Genomic DNA, 18,017 nt, shown 5'->3' with positions numbered 1-18,017 from the left:
TCGCACGCGCCACTTTCTTGACGCGGTCGAGCGAGTCCTGCCAGCCGAAGAGTTCCTCGACGACGCGGATGTCGCCGAAGAGGTTCGTGATCGCCCGCGCATGCGGCATGCCTTTGACGTTGTTGAAGAGCATCGGCAGGCTGCCGTCGAAGATCTTCTGCAGGCCGGTGATCTCCAGATCCGGATTCACTTCCTTGTCGCTCTCGACCAGGTACCCCTTGCCGCGGAACCACTCCACCGCCTCGCGCAGGTCCTTCACGCCCACGCGCCCGCTCACCGCCTCGATTTCCTTCTTCGCCAGATCGTTCATCTCGTTCGTCTCCAGGGTTTCGTTTACTCGGGTATCAGGCTATTCACTTCTGCGGCTGAAGATTCGCCACCTTGCGGTTGCGCATCTCCCCTTCCCAGCGCCGCGCAAATTCGGCCGGCAGGCCGAACTGATCGAGAATCCGGGCGACGACGTGATCGACGATGTCATCGACGGTCTCCGGATGGTTGTAGAACGCCGGCATCGGCGGCATGATCGTCACGCCTGTCTTCGACAGCTTCAGCATGTTCTCGAGATGGATGTCGCTGAGCGGCATCTCGCGCGTGACCAGCACGAGCTTGCGGCGCTCCTTCAGGATCACGTCCGCGGCGCGGTGCACCAGGTGGTCGCCGGTGCCATGGGCGATCGCCGCGAGGCTGCGCATCGAGCACGGCGCGATGACCATGCCTTCGGTCATGAACGAGCCCGACGAGATCGACGCGCCCATGTTGCCTTCGACGTGATCGACGGCGGCCAGTGCGCGAACCTGCTTCGCGGTATAGGGCGTCTCGTGCTCGATGGTCTGGATCGCCCATTTGCTCAGCACGAGATGGGTTTCGACGTCCGTATCCTTCAGCGCCTCGAGCAGGCGAATGCCGTAGATCACGCCTGTTGCGCCAGTAATGCCGACTATCAGTCTTTTCATACGTCCCCCACTCCAGGAATGATCGCGGACCGCCGACTGCCACTGCGCGTCCACCTTTTGGACTACATTACGAATCTACTTCTGTCGAAAAACCGCAACATCTGCGGCTGCGAGACGACTTTAGTGATGTGCGCCCGCACAAACAATCCATTTCGTGGACTTTAAATTCCACATTCTGGACACCCGTTCACCTTCAACCGCGATTGCAGGATGAGACCGGGAAAGGGGCGGCGCGCGGCGCGGTCGATGCACCCCGTTCGGGGATGGACTCCAATAATGTTCCATAGCTTGGAATTGCGTTTTCAGATAGCGCCTTGCCAATGCGCGCTCCCGCGCACTATTTTCTACTCCAACGGGCAATACGCTCCTGCGCGACAGTTCATAAACTGGACTCTTCATCGCGCCATCAGCTGGCGAGCTCGATACCGGAAAGCGGACGGAGGACCCTTTATGTCAGGCAACTCGATCGGCAAGCTCTTCGTGGTGACGACTTTCGGCGAAAGCCACGGCATGGCCATTGGCTGTGTCGTCGATGGCTGCCCACCCGGCCTCGAGTTGGACGAAACCGACATACAGCCGGACCTCGACCGCCGCAGACCAGGGCAGTCGCGCTTCACGACCGCGCGGTCCGAGGACGACAAAGTCGAGATACTTTCCGGGGTATTCGAAGGCCGCACCACTGGAACCCCGATTGCACTGCTGATCCGCAACACCGACCAGCGCTCCAGGGACTACTCGCGCATCAAGAACTTGTTTCGCCCGGGTCACGCCGACTTCACATATCAGCGTAAGTACGGGATCCGGGACCATCGGGGAGGCGGACGTTCTTCGTCACGCGAAACCGCGGCACGCGTGGCCGCCGGCGCCATCGCCAGGAAATACCTGAAGCAACGTTTCGGGGTGCAAATCGCCGGATATGTAGCGAAACTGGGTCCGATTTCCGCCGACCGCATCGATTGGGACGAGATCGGCCGGAACCCGTTCTTCTTTCCCGACGCGAGCAAGATTCCGGAGCTCGAGCGTTATCTCGATTCCCTGCGCACAGCGGGTGATTCGGTCGGGGCGCGCGTAAACGTCGTCGCTCGCGGCGTGCCCGCGGGACTCGGTGAACCGGTGTTCGACCGGCTGGACGCCGACATCGCGCATGCGCTGATGAGTATCAATGCCGTCAGAGGCGTCGAGCTCGGGGACGGCTTTGCCTGCGTCGAACAAACAGGGAGCCAGCACCGGGACGAGATCGAGCAGACGGGCTTCCGAAGCAACCGCGCCGGTGGAACCCTCGGCGGCATCTCCTCCGGCCAGGACATTCTCGCCAGCATCGCCCTCAAGCCCACATCGAGCATCCGTATTCCCGGCAAAACCATCGACGTCGTCGGAAAGCCGGCCACGATCGAGACGTACGGACGACATGACCCCTGCGTCGGCATTCGGGCGGTACCGATCGCGGAGGCGATGGTGGCCCTCGTGCTCCTCGATCACGCCCTGCGCGACCGCGCCCAGAATGCGGATGTCCCCCGACCGCTGCGAGCAATGTGAACCGTCATGCCAGCCGATCCCCGCGAAGAACTTCTCCTCTATCTTCAGGACCACCACGTCATGACCCTCGCGACGCAGGGGCCGGACGGCCCCTGGGCGGCGGCGGTTTTCTACGTGAACGAAGGCCCCGACGTGTATTTTCTGTCCGCGCCCTCAACGCGGCATGCCCGCAACCTGGCAACGGACGGACGCGTTGCGGCTACCGTGCAGGAAGACTATTCCGATTGGCGACAAATCAAGGGGATTCAATTAGAAGGTGAGGTGACGCGACTGAACATTGTAGATGGCGTGAGGGCGGCTGGCCTCTTCATGCGTAAATTCCCCTTTACGGCCGAGTGTTGCGCTGAAGAGGTGATTTCGATGGCGATGAGCAAGATCGCGTGGTATCGGCTTCGAGCGAGCGTCCTGCATTTCGTCGACAACTCCCGCGGGTTTGGCTGGCGCGAACGCTTTGAGTCTGCAGTGCTGAGGAAGGCACTCAGCATATAAGAAAGAAAAGTTGACATTACCCCAGAACATCTCGGCCTGTTCGGCAAGTTGCCCGCTTCCAACCTTCCGCTTGTCGGCCGAGGACTAAACCTTTGCTGCCATACCAACAGGTTGGCGCCAATGTCGGGCGTGGCGAGGATTGCAGTCTCTCGGCGCAGCCGCCTGCGCCTGCCATTCACCATCTGCTGCACCGAGCAAAACTCGGCTGGGAGCCCCTCATTGCGTGCCTTCCCTCATACGCGCCGATCATGGCGATAGAATGATTGGCTGAGTACCACTAAGAGCTCTTAAATGCCTTTGGAATGTGCGTTTCGCTTAGTCAGAGCCCTGTTTCGGACACCATGGTCCGTGCGCACGGTCGCGCGTCGCGACGAGGCCGCGTGGTTCCGCCAGAACATCCAGAGGCGCCGACTGGCCCTGTCCAAATTGGAGCGGAATTTGCTGTTCGCTGGCGAGCATCCCTTGCGGCTTGCCTTCTCGCTGCTGGCGTTGCAGATCGCGCTGCTGGTGTTGGCAATAGTGCTCCCGCAGGACTGGTTCACCCCCGCCTGGGTCAATTGGGCGGACGCAGAACAACTGACGCACTTCTCTACTGTGTGGACCATCCAGGCGACGCTGGCAGCTCTGGTCTACCCGATCGTGATCGCTTTCGTTGCCGTCTACCTGCAACGCCGGCCGGCAGCGGAAGCCTTCATTCACCTCTACATGCTCGATTCAGGTGGGCTTGCAGCAGGTCTGTCCTCGCTAGGCTTGGTTGTCGTGATGGGCGTCCAGTACCTGATGTTGAGTACGTGGGGAACGGCATGGCTTCCTGGCTGGGCGGCAATCGACACCGCCTGGTTCGTCCTCAATGCCGCGCTGACGACGTTCTTCCTATTCCGAACGGTGGAGTTTCTCCGGCCAGAGGTGCAGGCCAGGGTCATCCAGCGCTACACCGTCAACGTGGCGCTACCCAGAGACGTGCAGCGCCTGAACTCATTTCAAGTGCTGGCCGGCGGCATTGCCAAGGGCTGGTTCCCGGTGCAATCGTATGGCGATGACAAGGCCCCGGAAGGACCACGCATGCTGATCGGTAGAGGATTCCGCGAGGGTGATATCCAGGGCAGACTGCGCTTGCGGGCGCAGGCTCGACTGGTGGACGTTCGGATCTGGGTTGTCAGGCTGGTTGTCGAATCCTGGTACCGCCGTGCACTGACATCGCCTCGGCCGGACAAGCCGGAAGCGTCTGGTGTCAACGATTCCTGGCCGTTGTTCACGTTGCCGATGAGTCCGGGTACGGTCTACGAAAGCGAGTTGCCTCTCGCCATGGTGGCGGACGGCCCTGAGCTTTCCACTTGGCAGCGCTGGCTGCTGCGCTGGTCGGTGGTGCTGAATCCGACATCCCGAGAGAGGTATGGCATCAGGGTTGAAGCCATCCTTGGCGAATTGGCCGCCGATGCACGAGACATGGCTGCCAAGCCCGACAACGAGGGGTTTGAGCGCGCCTATAGCGCGCTGATCGACTTGCACGGACTGCTGCTGGCGGCCTGCCTGTACAAGACGGAGACCGGCGAGCAGGGCAGCTGGGCGCTCCTGCCCGACCCGGAAAGCTTTTTTGATCGAACCCTGCACAAGAACTGGAGCAACATCTATCGCGGGATCTTCGAGGCGGCGATCGAGGGCATGGTCCGAGACACCCGGCCACTGCGTCGCCTGTGCCACCTGCTGCAGCATCTCAATGGCGACGAGCTTCGCGAATCGCCCGTCGAGATCCGGGAACACTTGCTGCAGATGCCGCCGCTGATGATGTACCAGCTCAGCAACTGGTGGGCCTTCAGGGTCGAAGAGCAAGGGATCATCGAGCACAGTCACAAGCAGATGGTGCTACTGCGGCCGCCGCTCAATCGTGTCTATGACGAGGTTCTCTCCACTTTCGTTGCAGGATGGGAAAATGGTCGGCCCGACAAGCCGCGGCGAAATCGAGGCGCGCATGCGTTGGACTGGGCAACGTTGCCAGGATTGGCACGCTTGAACGTCAAGCACATCGAAGAAACGGCTCGGATGCTGCTCGCGGCCGTGTTGCGCGGAGATCAGGCTGCAGCCGAATGGTTGGCTGACGTGCTCAGCAAGTGGTGGGGAACATTGGCCTTCGATCACGAGCCCTACCAGCTCTACGACAAAACAGCATTCATCACCATTGACGATCTCGGGCTAGCTTGGCCTGCCTTCTGCACGAAGTTTGGCCTGGAGGCTGACGATGCTACGTCGCAGGAGCGATTGCGGCCATTACTGCAGCAGGGAGCATTCCAAGGTGCCCTGCGAAACTACTGGACAGATGTGCGCTTGCTGACCGTCGAGCTCATGCTCGACTGGATTCGAGCCGTGCCGGTAGCATCCGCCAGCAGTTCGTTGGCGTTCGAGATCGCCACCGGACTCTTGTCCGGTAAGCAGTGGAAGAGCGGCGGTCAAGCTGCTGATTCGCTCAGCACCTTGTCGCCGCCCGAGTACCTGGTTGCAAAGGCTCGCCAGTTTGCCGCCTCCGGCGAATGGCGTGGCGGCTATGTAGGGCGCTTGGACGGGTTTGTAGAACGGGTGAAAGACATGAGCAGGCCCAACATGGTCAGCTCGCGTGTGTACTCCTTTGGTGGCGCCGACGATGTAGAGTCGCTCCAGGAGTCTCAGCTGGAGCTCTTGGCTGTTCTGGCCGCTGGAGCTTGGAGCTTGCCCCGCTCGCTGCAGCGGCAAATGGATGTTTGGTTCGACGCCCGCTTCAATCAATACAGCAGCATCGACATTCTTCGTGGCCGCTTGACGAGCTGGATCGAACGGTTGGACGCGCAGCCTGGCCTGTCAGTTGAGCACATCGACCTTGTGAAGGGGCGTGCCAGATCCGGAGTGCCGGCACAGGCGGCCATTGATGACGTGAAGGCGGGCCTTCTGGCGACCCAGAAGGCCTTGGAGGAGCGACGCGAAGAGACTCTGGCCGCTCAGCCGATTGACCAAAATCGACTATTGGAGATCGGGCGCTACGCGTCGTCGTCCGGGTTCAGCAAGCAGAAGGCGTGCTTCCCGGTCCACTTGTTCCAGATCGGAACCACGGCCGAAGATCTGGAGGACTTCACTCTTACCCTCACACAGGTGCGCCGCGGCGAGCTGACGCAACTTCAGATGGATCAGCGTGCCGTGAACGAGGCGGAGTACTTCGCTGATGCCATGTCCCAGCAAGTTGCCGTAGTTGTTCTCAGAGATGTTCTGCATCAATCAGAGGTCAAGGAGATCGCGGTTCAGGACGCTGGAGCTTACTGGAACGCATTGCAGACCGAGGCTCACCTCATCATGGCTAAGGGCGGAGCGCCCATCCTTCTGCTGGACAACGCCACCCGCCCGGATTGGGTCTGGGACTGGCAACATGCGGACTTTGGCGCAACGCACAAGCGGCCCGATGATCTCCAGGTTAGGCGCATTGAAGGGCGAGGCACCGGGTACCAGTGTGATTTCAACGACATCGAGGTCTATGTCGCGCCAATCCCAATTGGCCAATCAATCCTGCTGTCGAGTGAGGCATTCCGCGCCTTGACGTTCACTGACTACGGGGATGGTCGGTTTGTGCGGGCCGAGGTGATCGAGTTGGAGGGGGCGAGGAACTTGGTTAACCTAGAGCTCACTTTCTCGCGGAAAGTCGAGATTGGAGAATCGAGGTTGACGAGGCTGGTTTATGCTAATAGCAAGTAAGTTGCGACGTGTCAGACAGTAAGTTTCAAGTCGTGCTTACTCGATCGCTCGAGTGCCTGCGGCAGGTGTACTTCTGCTTTCTGCCGTTAGTTTTGTGTAGGTCGGACGGTTGCTCGGGCCGAGGACTAGGAGTTGCCCCCTGCCCTTCTTCGTTTGACATTATCCCCCAGGGTCGGCAACCGTACCGGTCGTTCGGCCGAGAGCCAAGCAAACGTTCAAAACGTCTTGTCAAGCGACATGGAGATTTGCCCCCTGACACTTCATGCATGGGCGCATGCAACGGATAGGCGCGCCGGCAATCCGCGCTTGAACACGTTACGTGGCTCCAAGAGACCTTGAGAATTCGTTAAACGGATGCCATTCCATGTAGCCGGGCTTCGGAAATTCTTACGGAGCGCAAACTACGGGCCAACGACGGCTTCCACATGTTCCTTTGTGGCGGGTCGAGTGCCAGCAACGGATTAGCTCCCCTTCCAGGTGTAACGCACGCCGATCCACGCGCTGCGCGGCGTGCCGGGGGCGACGAACCGTTCATGGCGCCATTCGCCGGGATCCGCGGCAAACGCGTTGCCCGCGCCGACGAAAGGATTCTCCGCCAGCGCACCGGCGGTCACGTAGCGCTTGTCGAAGAGGTTGTCGATGCGGCCGAACAGGGTCCAGCCGCGCGCGAACCGGTAGTCGGCACTCACATTGACGACGGCATATCCGGGAAGCTTCCCGCGGCCTCCGAACTCGCCGTCGGGTTCATGGCGGTTGTTCTCGTTCCCGCGCACATATTGGCCGGAGTATGCGAGGAGGTCGGCCCCGAGGCGAAGGGCGTCGCCGGCGCGCCAGTCGAGACCGAGCTTCAGGCTGTGCCGTGGCAGTCCCGGAAGCCGGTCGCCGCGCGAAACGCGGATTTCGTCGTCGGGACAGCCGTCACCCTCCGTGCTGTTGTTCTCGGCGAGGATGCAGGCGGAGGACTGGAAGGTGGCCTCGAGGTAGCTGTAGTTCACCCGCCAGTCGAGGGCGCCTCTTTCCCCGGTCAGGCCCAGTTCGATGCCCTGGCGGCGGGTGCGCCCGAAATTGGTGAAATAGCCGAGGCTGCCGCCCGTGCCGACGAAGAGGATGTCGTCGCGGTTGGTGCTGCGGAAGGCGCTTGCGTTCCACTGCACGTTTCCGGCGAGCTTGCCACGCACCCCGAGCTCGAAGGTCCGGGTGACGACCTGATCGAGGAAAGGGTCAGCGGCCATCGCATTGGGCAGGCTGCAGGCATTCTCGGGATCCGCACAGCCCAGTTCGATCGGCGTCGGCGCGCGGTTGCCCTGGGAGAAGCCGCCGAAGACGGTAACAGCCGGCGCGGCTTGCCAAGTGAGGCCCAGCGCGGGGTTGAGCTTGTGATAGGTGAAGTCGCCGTTGAGGGTGTCGCCCATGCGGTCCCGGTTGATGACCCTGGTGCGATTGAAACGCAGCGAGCCGGTCATATGCACGGAGGGGGCCAGCATGACGGTGTCGGTGGCATGGACGCTGATGGTTCGGGTGCGGCCGAGCAGGCTGTTCACCTGATCCTCGTCCTCTGCCGCGGCGATGCCGCGGCTCCCGGTGAGTTCGCCGCCCTGCTCACTCTGGCGGAAGCCGGCACGGCTGCGGTCGTGGGACACGCCGACGGCGAACTGGTGCGCACCGGCGATGCGGCTCCACTGAAGAGCCAGCCCCGCGGCGTTCTGGTCGGTGCGGGTGCGGTTGAGCGCACCGCTTTCCGGGCCGTCGCCGGCGGTGAAGCCGGCATCGGCCCATTCCTCGAACTCGTTCTCATACTCGTCGTTGCCGTCGCCGTTGAGCGTGCGGGTGCGGGTGCGCCGCGCGTAGATCGTGCCGGAGATCTGGTCGTTGTCGTTCAGCCAATGGCTCCCGGAGAGCGCCAACAACGTGCTCCGGTTCTTCGTCTGGTCCGGATGGGTGAAGATCGCCTCACGCCGCTGGCGCTGCATGCTCTCCGGCACCAGACCGTTGCCGATCAGGTCGGTGCTGGCGTGAGCGAGGGTCAGCGCGACATCCGTCCCCCACTTGGTCCATGCGAGCTTGCCGAACAGCTGGCCGACCTCCGACGGAGAACGGTCGCGCCATCCGTCCTCCTTCATCCCCTCGGCAGCGACAAACCAGGAGAGTTCGTCGCGCTTGCCGCCGTGCTCCACGGATCCGCCGCGGCGATTAAAGGAACCACCGTACAGCTCCATCGCGCCGCCCGGGTGAGTGTCGCCGCGCTTGGTCTGGATTGCCAGCGCGCCCCCGAGGGTGTTCAGTCCGTAAAGCGGGTTGGAGCCGGGCACGAGCGTCATCGTCGCGATCGCCGCCTGGGGGATCAGATCCCAATTGACCACATCGCCGAACGGCTCGTTGACGCGCACGCCGTCGAGGAACACGGAGAGGCCTTGGGGTGTTCCGAGCAGCGGCGAGGCGGAAAAGCCACGGTAATTGACATCGGCCTGGTAGGGGTTGCCCTGGATCTCGTTGACATTGACGCTGGGCAGCCTGCGCTGCAGGTCCTCGGCCAGTGACACACCGCCCGCCTCGCGCAGTTGCCGGCTGTTCAAGGTCTGGACATTGGCGGGGACCTGTTCTCTTGGAAGGCCGATACCGGGTAGCGGCGTGGTGCCGACGACCTCCACCGGCGCGAGCTCGACCGTCTCGGCGGCCGCGACCGTCGTGACAGGTCCCAGGGAAGCGATCAGGATCGCGAGTGCTTTGCGGATCGGTGGCCGGCGGTCGGGCTGCATGATAGTCCTCGTAGTCTGCTGGTATCCGTCGGTGGGTCGCCTGTGCCGTGGTCCCGCCGGCTGCACGTCGCAGCGTACGCAGGCCGCGCCTTGCCTTCCATAGGAAAAATTCCCGATTTTCTCGATGCGCCTCCTATCGGGCCGACGTGATACTCCCCCCATGGAACTGACCTACGTACTGTTGCGCCGCGCAGCGGCGATTTCGCTTGCCTGTCTGCTCTGCGTCCTGCTGCTCGCGGTGTGGCAGGCGCGATCGGACGTGCGTCGGGAGGGGCTGGGCGCAGGGCAGCTTGCGCAGCTGAGCAGCCAGCTCGCCGCTTTGCAGAACGTTGCGGAAAGCGGGCTCCAGGAGAAGATCGGGGCCCTGCGCGAGGTGGGGCATTTGCGCCACCTCGACTTCCGGCTCGAAGATGCGGGCAGCGGGGAACTACTGGCGCAGTCGAAGGCGGAGGAGTTGCCGCCGCTCGCGATGCGACCCTTCCTGTGGCTGCTGAACCTCTTTGCGCGCCCGCATGCCGCGGAGGAGTCGTCCTGGCATCTCGAGCGTGCGGATGGCCGCAGCTTTCGCGTCACGCTGACCACGAATCCGTTCAGCGAGCAAAGAGAGGCATTCGACGACATCGTCGGCGTCACCGGTGTCCTGCTCCTCTATAGCCTGTGCCTGCTGGTGGCCCTGTACTGGGCGGTCCGTCATGCCTTCGCACCGCTGCGCCGCATTCTGGACACCATTGACGCATTCGAACGCCAGGACTATCGCGCACGGCTGCCGGCGATGCGTATCCGCGAAATGGATGTGATCGCGCGTGCGCTCAACCACTTGGCAGCGGCACTGGGCGAGATACAGGAGGAGCGACGCCTGCTCAGCCTGAAGCTGCTGACCCTGCAGGAGGACGAGCGCAGTCACATCGCCCGCGAACTGCATGACGAACTCGGCCAGTCGCTCACCGCGATGCGTGCGGACGCGACCTATCTGCTGCGGCGGACCGCTCAGCAGCCGGAACTGCACGCTGTCGTCGCGGAACTGGAGCAGCAATGCGCCCGTGTCCAGCAGGACATCCGCAACCTGCTGGGCTGGCTCGGCAAGCCGAACGATGCAACGAACCGCGGGCCGATTCCGATCGACGAGCTCGTCGAGGCCTTGGTCGAGAGCTGGCGTAACCGTCCGGGCCAAACGATCGAATACCGGCTGACGGTCGACCTCGGCGACATCGATATCCCGCAAGCTCTGGCACTGACCCTGTACCGCATGACCCAGGAGGCGCTGACCAACGTGGCCCGCCACGCCGACGCCAAGACGGCGGCAGTCCGCCTCGTCGCCCGCCCCGGGCGGGCCATCGAGTGGTCAGTATGTGACGACGGCGTCGGCATCGGCTCGTACAACGAGGCATTGCAGCAGGGCAACGGCTTGGCCGGCATTCGTGAGCGGGTCTGGGCACATGGTGGCGAACTGGAAATGCTGGATCGGGGGCCAACGGGCGCGGCGCCGGGGCTGCGTCTGGTCGCATGCTTTCCTTGCCCGGAAGCGGAACGCGCTTCAGGCGCCCCTAGCATGCGCAACGACGAACTGGAGGCCAACTGAATGACCTGCCTGCGCGTGGCAATCGCCGACGATCACGCCGTGGTGCGCACCGGCTTTAGACGGTTGTTGGAACTCGAGCCGAATGTCACCGTGGTGGCGGAATTTGGCGACTGCGAAACGGCATACACGTGGCTGTGCGCCAATCACGCCGATATTCTTGTTCTCGATCTTTCCATGCCCGGCCGCGGCGGCCTCGAAACGTTGCGGCGACTGAAAGCCAGAGTGCCAACGCTGAAAATCCTCGTCTTCAGCATGCATGGCGCGCCGGCAATGGTCAGTCAGGCGATGCAGGCGGGAGCCGACGGCTATTTGACCAAGAGCAGCGCGCCGGACGCGTTGATCTCGGCAGTGCTGGACCTCGGCGCGGGCGGGCACCCGTTGTCGCAGGAGGCCGCACACGCCTTGAACGAAGCCGGGAACGACAGCCAGGCGCCCCATTTGGTGCTGTCGCCACGGGAATTCCAGGTATTCACCCTGCTCGCACAGGGGCTGGCGGTAGACGAGATCGCCGGGCGGCTGTGTGTCAGCGGCAAGACCGTGGCCAATTATCAGACAGCTATCCGGCAGAAAACCGGTCTGGGCAACGCGCTGGAGATGTTTCGCTACGCGCGAACCCACGCATTGCTCGAGTGAGCCGAAATGCGCCTGCCCTCCACCCCTTATCGATTGGCTCGGCGGACTCCGGGCCAGCCCCTTTCTGGTAGATTACGGGACTGCGACGGACTCGTCCGCCGAAGAGAGCACGTCGGACCGTCTGTCACCATTACGCGCGACAAGAGCGCAGGAAAAGCAACTTCGCATTATGCGAAGAGTGAATGCACTCATCATCGACGCCACCCAGGACGCACGGCGGAGGACGACGCCGGCCAAGTGTGTGGCGACTGTCCGCTGTTCGAAGGTGCATCAAGGTCCGGTTGTGGCCGAGGCTGTATATTAACGGTTGACGATGCGCCAGCTGTCGGGCCGCTTCCACGCGGCCCTTGGCAACCCAAGTCATTCGATGACGACGAGGCGACGCTGTTGAGGTCGTAAAATGGGCCTGCTTCAGACTCTCATCGCCACCATCGGCGCCTCGTTTCCCATCAGCTTCATCACCGGCGTCAGGTTGTACGCCAGAACGTGCAGACTCGTCTCCGTTCTGACGCGTTCGAGCTCCCTGGTCAGGAAATGGGTTGCGCCCATCTAGGCCTTGAGGGTGCCAAAGGGGTGTTCGACGGTCCGACGGCGGATCCGTATGCTGTCAGGCGCGTCATCGAGCCGCGCCTGCATGACCTCCAGCTCTTCCTCATGCAATTCGCGATGGCCACCTGCTTTCATGGAGCGGCCTCCCCGCACAGGAAACATACGCCACCCCGATCAACCCGACTACGTTTCGGATTGAAGTGTCTGCAGGGCGCGGTGCCATTCATTTTGGCGCGTCCATGCCGAAATCATTTTCCGGCGTTGCGGGCGCGGGCACCGCCATGCACGCCGTGCACATGCCCACCCTCGTTACTCGCTCCCTGGCGCGGGGGCTGTGACAGCTCGTTCAGGATGCCGCAGTGGGCTGCGTCCCGCGCGTCGTGACACCTTTCGCGCAAGCTCCGGAGTTGCCGCTCCAGCGCGCGAAGTTCGCGGATACGTGCCGCGACATGGCCGATGTGCGCGTCGAGCAACGTGTTCACGTCGCCACAGTTCTCGCCCGGCGCATCCTTGAAGCGCAGCAGGATGCGAACCTCGTCCAATGCCATATCCAGCGATCGGCAATGGCGGATAAACGACAAGCGCTCCACGTGACTCGCGTCGTAAATGCGGAAATTTCCTTCCGTACGCGCCTGGGCAGCCAGCAACCCTTCGCGCTCGTAGTAGCGGATGGTCTCTACCGGGGTGCCGGTGACTCTTCCCAGTTCACCGATTTTCATCTTGCATTTCCCTCCACGCGGGGACAAATGTCGTGCCTGCATTCTAGGTGCTCGACTCTGTAGTGACTACAGATTGTTAAATGACCTTGTGACCAGACAAGGGAATTGAGCATGAGCAAATGCAACGTCGGAGACTGCGGTTGTGCCTCCGTACCGCGATCGCCGGGCGACTCTTCCGCCAACGCCCCCCAGTGGAAGCCATCGCGTCTCGACGACGTCGACTGCCCCACCGACGCGGCGCTGGTCCGCAACAACCTGGAGCCCCTCGACGGCGTGACGGGACTCGATCTTGCGCTGACACTGCGCACGTTGGACGTGAGCGATCACATGCACTCACCGGCCGCGGTCGACGCGGCCTTGGCGGCCAGCGGCGAGCTGGCACCACGCATCGAGATAACCAGCGCCCCGCTGCGCACGACGCTCACGATCGCCGGCATGGACTGCCCCACCGAGGAGGCGTTGATCCGGAGCAAGCTCGCCGGCATGGTCGAAGTGGCGGCGCTCGATTTCAACCTCGTCCAGCGTCGCCTGAGCGTGACGCATCGTCCGGGGGCATTGGACGCGGTCCTCGGCGCCCTAAAAGCCATTGGTCTCGAGGCGAAGGTCGAAGCCGGGGGTACGGAGAGCGCTGCGCCTCCGGCCAGATCCGCACCGATGACCCACCGGTGGCCAATGGTTCTGGCGGGAGTCACCGCAACATTGGCCGAGGGGGTGTATTGGCTCAACGGCGGCGACCACTGGATCGTACTGGCGCTCGCACTCGTGTCGATCCTCAGTGGCGGCCTGTCGACCTACAAGAAAGGCTGGATCGCCCTCAGGCATCGCAACCTCAACATCAACGCACTCATGTCGATTGCCGTGACCGGCGCGATGCTCATCGGACACTGGCCCGAAGCGGCAATGGTGATGTTCCTCTTCACGCTAGCCGAGGTAATCGAAGCAAAATCGCTGGACAGGGCGCGCGACGCGATCCGCGGCCTGATGGAACTCGCGCCCGACACCGCGACCGTGCGCCAGGGCGATGGAAGCTGGGTGGCCATGCCGGCCACGGCGGTGCCCTTGGAGGCCGTGGTACGCATACGTCCGGGTGAGCGGATCGCGCTCGACGGCGTGGTGATCAGCGGACGTTCTACGGTGAATCAGGCGCCCATCACCGGCGAGAGCCTGCCGGTCGATAAGGCCGAGGGCGACAACGTGTTCGCCGGAACGATCAATGAAGCGGGATCGCTGGAATATCGCGTGACGGCCGAGGCGAGCCATTCCACCCTGGCCCGCATCATCCACGCGGTCGAATCGGCCCAGGGTAGCCGCGCGCCCACCCAGCGCTTCGTTGACCAGTTCGCCCGGATCTACACGCCCGCCGTGTTCGCCGTCGCGCTGCTGGTGGCGAGCGTGCCGCCGCTGGCTTTCGGCGGTGCATGGATGGACTGGATCTACAAGGCCTTGGTGCTGCTGGTGATTGCCTGTCCGTGCGCACTGGTGATCTCGACGCCGGTCACGATCGTCAGCGGTCTCGCCGCGGCCGCCCGCAAGGGCATTCTGGTGAAAGGCGGCGTGTATCTCGAAGAGGGACACAAGCTCGCCACGCTGGCGCTCGACAAGACCGGCACGATTACGCACGGCAAACCCGCCCAGACGGACTTCATGGTGTTGAGCGGCGACGCGAACCAGGCCCATATTCTGGCGGGAAGTCTCGCCGTACGCTCGGATCACCCAGTCTCGCTGGCGATCGCCCGCGCCGCAGTCGAAATGGGATGGGTGTTACGCGAGGTGGCCGATTTCGCCGCCATTCCGGGCCGCGGTGTGCGTGGCAGCATTGATGGTCATGTCTATCAACTTGGCAATCATCGACTGATTGAGGAACTCGAGCTGTGTTCGCCCGAGATCGAAAAGACGCTCGACATGCTTGAGCGTCAAGGCAAGACGGCGGTGCTGTTGGCGGACCAGACCGGGGTGCTGGCGATCTTCGCAGTCGCCGACACGCTGCGCGAGACGAGCCGTCAGGCCATCGCCGATCTGCATTCCCTGGGCGTGAAGACGCTGATGCTCACCGGCGATAACGCCCATACGGCCGAAGCGATCGCCCGCGCGGTGGGTATCGACGAAGCAAGGGGCAACCTGCTGCCCGAAGACAAACTCAGCACCATCGAATCGTTGCTGGCGCACCCGAAGGGGGGCAAGGTCGGCATGGTCGGCGACGGCATTAACGACGCGCCCGCGCTGGCCCGCGCGGACATCGGCTTCGCGATGGGAGCGGCGGGCACGGACACCGCGATCGAGACCGCGGACGTGGCGTTGATGGACGACGACCTGCGCAAGATCCCCGCCTTCGTGCGCCTGTCGCAGGCCACATCCGATGTACTGATCCAGAACATTGTGGTGGCGCTTGGCATCAAGGCGGTGTTTCTTCTGCTGACCATGACCGGGCAAGCCACGATGTGGATGGCAGTATTCGCGGACATGGGGGCGAGTTTGCTGGTCGTGGCAAATGGACTGCGCTTGTTGCGGCGATAGGGGCGAAGACGTCCGAAGTTTTTCGGGTCGACAAGGCAAGGAGAGTGCGAAATGAAGAAGACGATCTTGATTGCAGCATTGGTAACCGCCTCCTTCTCGGCAGTGCCGGGGATGGCCCAGCAGACGGCGGCCCCGCCCGCGAAAGACGCTCAGGTTCGACAGCAGGCGCCCGACGTTGCCGAGTTCGACAAGCAAATGGCGCAGATGCAGCAGACCATGCAGCGGATGCAGGAGCAGATGGAGAAAATCCGCTAGACCCAGGATCCGCAGGAGCGACAGAAGCTGCTTCAGGAGCACTGGGAAACGATGCGCAACGGCATGGGAACGATGTACGGCATGTGGGGGCCGGGGATGATGGGCTGCTGTGCCGGCGGCCCGATGATGAGTGGGGGCATGAAGGGCGGCCCCATGATGGGCTGGCGCGGAATGGGAGACTACTACTCGAAACTCACTCCGGACCAGATGAAGCAGCGCCAGTACATGATGGATCGGTACATGGGCATGCAGCAGCAGATGATGGATCACATGATGCAGCATCAGAATTACATGTGGATACCGCCTTCTCGGTGAGGTGGATGGGTAGCCGGCCCCCGGTCTGCCGGCTTTGGCTTCAGGCCCAGTCGTTTCTGGTTGGGCTCCTTTCCCGACGGCGCTATCGACAAGCGCGTTCCCTGAAAACATTGCTGCATCATTACTGGAACTGAACCCGAATTGACCAAGATCGACCGATGCTTGCGGGGCAATACTCTATTTGGCACCGCCTGGTTTCTGATGCTTGCGTGTTTCGGGGTCAGTAGCGTCGCGACGCTCGGTACGCTCGCGCTCAGCGGAATCATGCAACTACCGTGTTGCGTACTGTGCCTGTATCAGCGGATCTTCCTGTTTCCCTTGGTTCCCGTATCTTTCGCGGGACTCATCATCTTCGACCGCCGGGTGGTGTACTTCGCACTCCCGTTAGCCGGTATCGGCTGGCTGCTCGCGGTTGTCCACCTGCTTCTGATTACGGAAACCATACCCGCGGCAGAGGCATTCAAGTCCTGCATCCAGGGCATACGCGACTCAAAGCTACAAGCCAATATGTGGTTCGGTTTCGAGACGATTCCACTGTTGTCGACGGTGGCGTTTTCCGTCATCGGCGCACTGTTGGTCGCGGCGCACTTCAAGAGCTCAAAATGAATACAAGCATTCGCATTGTCGCGCACCTCTTTGTCCTGGCACTGATGGGTACGCCAGCCCTTGGATGACCGTATTCACCGACAGGCGGGCAGGCCTGCTGGTGGTGGCGAACGAATTGCGGTCATTGCCGAATAAGATCGCGAACCCCGTGAGGCGTTGCCAATCTCGTAGAGCGAGGAGACGGTCTTGATCGCAGCATGGCTTGCCGCGCCACACCGACAGCCGCTCCTAAATTCCCCCCGACGGCTGCAGCGCAATGACCGCCATGCCGGCCAGTGCGATGGCCGCACCTGCGATATCCCAGCGCGTCAGCAGCACGCCATCGATGAACCGCAGCCACAGCAAGGCAACGGCGATGTACATGCCCCCATACGCCGCATAAGTTCGTCCAGCTGCGGTCGGATGCAGCGTCAGCAGCCAGGCGAACAGTGCCAGGGACAGCGCAGCCGGGATCAATAGCCAGGCGGTCTTGCCCTGCTTCAGCACCAGGAACGGCAGATAGCAGCCAATGATCTCGGCGAGCGCCGTGACCGCGAACAGCGCGCTCAATCTTGCCAGTTCGATCATGGGCGCCCCTGCAACGAAGCGATGAGCGGGCAGGTTACCGCCCCATGTGACGATCCGCAGCGGGTAACCAACTGGCTCAGCACCGCCTCGATGTTGCGCAGATCAGCGAGTCTCACTCGCACGTCCCCCAGTTTGCGCTCGGCGAGGCTGCGCGCCTCGTCGCAATGGGCGCCGTCCTCCAGTTTCAGCAGTTCGCCTACTTCATCCAGCGAAAAGCCGAGCCTTTGTGCAGATTTGATAAAGCGCACGCGGGCAAGGTCGTCGTCGGAGTAGCGGCGAATGCTGCTGCGCGGCCGCTCAGGTTCGGGAAGCAGGCCCTTGCGCTGGTAGAAACGGATGGTCTCGACGCCGACGCCTGCCGCCTCTGCCAGAACGCCGATGGTGAAACCGGCGCAGAGGGTTTTCATCATGCTTGACTCCGTACTTAAGTACGGAAGTAAGCTTACACCATGCACCCGAAAAGCTCGATCGAGACTCTCCCGCGCCGTGACGGGCGCGGCAGCCTGCTCACCGGCGGTGTGGCGGCCATCCTGGCTTCCGCCTGTTGCTTGGGGCCATTGGTGCTGCTTGCGCTCGGCTTCTCCGGTGCATGGATTGGTACGCTGACTGCGCTCGAACCCTATCGCCCGCTGTTCATCGCACTGGCCGTGGTGTCGTTGGTGCTGGCCTGGCGACGCATCTGGCGACCAGTCGTTGCGTGCCCGCCAGGCGCAGGGTGCGCGCTCCCGCCGGTCAACCGGCTGTACAAGCGGCTGTTCGCGGTCGTGGCCGTGCTGGTGCTGGTCGCGCTGGTTTTTCCCACCATGGCGCCCTGGTTCTACTGAGAGGAGATCCG

The 18,017-nt window shown here is 62.6% G+C and carries 15 protein-coding genes and 2 pseudogenes; 10 read left to right on the top strand and 7 right to left on the bottom strand.

Annotated features, from left to right (window positions below; translation table 11 throughout):
- Both F464_RS0125555 and F464_RS0125550 read right to left on the bottom strand, forming a co-directional pair.
- A pseudogene (locus F464_RS0125555) lies at positions 1-310 on the bottom strand (UbiD family decarboxylase); the annotation flags it as partial.
- Positions 311-353: 43 nt separating this feature from the next.
- Complete coding sequence (locus F464_RS0125550) at positions 354-953, bottom strand: UbiX family flavin prenyltransferase (RefSeq protein WP_040395783.1); 600 nt, start codon at positions 951-953, stop codon at positions 354-356.
- A gap of 450 nt (positions 954-1,403) precedes the next feature.
- Here F464_RS0125550 and aroC point away from each other — a divergent pair, with 450 nt between their 5' ends.
- From aroC to F464_RS0125535, 3 genes are all read left to right on the top strand, one after another.
- Positions 1,404-2,489, top strand: a complete 1,086-nt coding sequence (gene aroC / locus F464_RS0125545) for a chorismate synthase (RefSeq protein ID WP_018992710.1) — start codon at positions 1,404-1,406, stop codon at positions 2,487-2,489.
- A 6-nt stretch (positions 2,490-2,495) separates the two neighbouring features.
- The gene (locus F464_RS0125540) at positions 2,496-2,978 is read left to right on the top strand and encodes a pyridoxamine 5'-phosphate oxidase family protein (RefSeq protein ID WP_018992709.1); all 483 of its coding nucleotides are present in this window, start codon (positions 2,496-2,498) and stop codon (positions 2,976-2,978) included.
- Between the two features lie 348 nt (positions 2,979-3,326).
- Positions 3,327-6,689: a hypothetical protein gene (locus F464_RS0125535; RefSeq protein ID WP_018992708.1), complete on the top strand. Its 3,363-nt coding sequence runs from the start codon at positions 3,327-3,329 to the stop codon at positions 6,687-6,689.
- Positions 6,690-7,150: 461 nt separating this feature from the next.
- Here the strand turns inward: F464_RS0125535 and F464_RS0125530 are convergent, their stop codons facing one another.
- Entirely contained in the window at positions 7,151-9,445 is a 2,295-nt protein-coding gene (locus tag F464_RS0125530) for a TonB-dependent receptor (protein WP_018992707.1), read from the bottom strand.
- A gap of 160 nt (positions 9,446-9,605) precedes the next feature.
- Here F464_RS0125530 and F464_RS29600 point away from each other — a divergent pair, with 160 nt between their 5' ends.
- Together F464_RS29600 and F464_RS0125520 are read left to right on the top strand one after the other, a co-directional pair.
- Complete coding sequence (locus F464_RS29600; protein ID WP_018992706.1) at positions 9,606-11,024, top strand: sensor histidine kinase; 1,419 nt, start codon at positions 9,606-9,608, stop codon at positions 11,022-11,024.
- On the top strand, positions 11,025-11,657 hold the full coding sequence (locus F464_RS0125520; RefSeq protein ID WP_018992705.1) for a response regulator: 633 nt from the start codon (positions 11,025-11,027) through the stop codon (positions 11,655-11,657).
- A 411-nt stretch (positions 11,658-12,068) separates the two neighbouring features.
- Here F464_RS0125520 and F464_RS31805 read toward each other — a convergent pair.
- A pseudogene (locus F464_RS31805) lies at positions 12,069-12,314 on the bottom strand (transposase); the annotation flags it as partial.
- Between the two features lie 140 nt (positions 12,315-12,454).
- A complete protein-coding gene (cadR, locus tag F464_RS0125505; RefSeq protein WP_018992702.1) occupies positions 12,455-12,925 on the bottom strand; it encodes a Cd(II)/Pb(II)-responsive transcriptional regulator in 471 nt (156 codons plus the stop codon).
- Between the two features lie 111 nt (positions 12,926-13,036).
- Here cadR and F464_RS0125500 point away from each other — a divergent pair, with 111 nt between their 5' ends.
- From F464_RS0125500 to F464_RS0125490, 4 genes are all read left to right on the top strand, one after another.
- Entirely contained in the window at positions 13,037-15,439 is a 2,403-nt protein-coding gene (locus F464_RS0125500; RefSeq protein WP_018992701.1) for a heavy metal translocating P-type ATPase, read from the top strand.
- 51 nt (positions 15,440-15,490) lie between these two features.
- On the top strand, positions 15,491-15,694 hold the full coding sequence (locus F464_RS31800; protein ID WP_018992700.1) for a hypothetical protein: 204 nt from the start codon (positions 15,491-15,493) through the stop codon (positions 15,692-15,694).
- Positions 15,695-15,757: 63 nt separating this feature from the next.
- Positions 15,758-16,009: a hypothetical protein gene (locus F464_RS31795; protein WP_232429036.1), complete on the top strand. Its 252-nt coding sequence runs from the start codon at positions 15,758-15,760 to the stop codon at positions 16,007-16,009.
- 141 nt (positions 16,010-16,150) lie between these two features.
- The gene (locus tag F464_RS0125490) at positions 16,151-16,615 is read left to right on the top strand and encodes a disulfide bond formation protein B (RefSeq protein WP_018992698.1); all 465 of its coding nucleotides are present in this window, start codon (positions 16,151-16,153) and stop codon (positions 16,613-16,615) included.
- Positions 16,616-16,843: 228 nt separating this feature from the next.
- On the opposite strand, the gene F464_RS0125485 is transcribed toward F464_RS0125490, so the two are convergent.
- Complete coding sequence (locus F464_RS0125485) at positions 16,844-17,182, bottom strand: YnfA family protein (RefSeq protein WP_018992697.1); 339 nt, start codon at positions 17,180-17,182, stop codon at positions 16,844-16,846.
- Positions 17,179-17,592 (bottom strand): Hg(II)-responsive transcriptional regulator, encoded by a 414-nt coding sequence (gene merR / locus F464_RS0125480; protein WP_018992696.1) that lies wholly within the window; start codon positions 17,590-17,592, stop codon positions 17,179-17,181. The genes F464_RS0125485 and merR overlap by 4 nt, the downstream gene beginning before the upstream one ends.
- Before the next feature lie 39 nt (positions 17,593-17,631).
- On the opposite strand from merR, the gene merT reads away from it, so the two are divergent.
- Positions 17,632-18,006, top strand: coding sequence for a mercuric ion transporter MerT (gene merT, locus F464_RS0125475; protein ID WP_018992695.1), 375 nt, complete (start codon positions 17,632-17,634; stop codon positions 18,004-18,006).
- Positions 18,007-18,017 lie beyond the last annotated feature (11 nt).

The sequence above is a fragment of the Aromatoleum toluclasticum ATCC 700605 genome, assembly GCF_000378245.1.
Lineage (GTDB): Bacteria > Pseudomonadota > Gammaproteobacteria > Burkholderiales > Rhodocyclaceae > Aromatoleum > Aromatoleum toluclasticum.
Note: the sequence above shows the minus strand (reverse complement) of the source record. Positions and strands in the feature narration are given on the sequence as shown.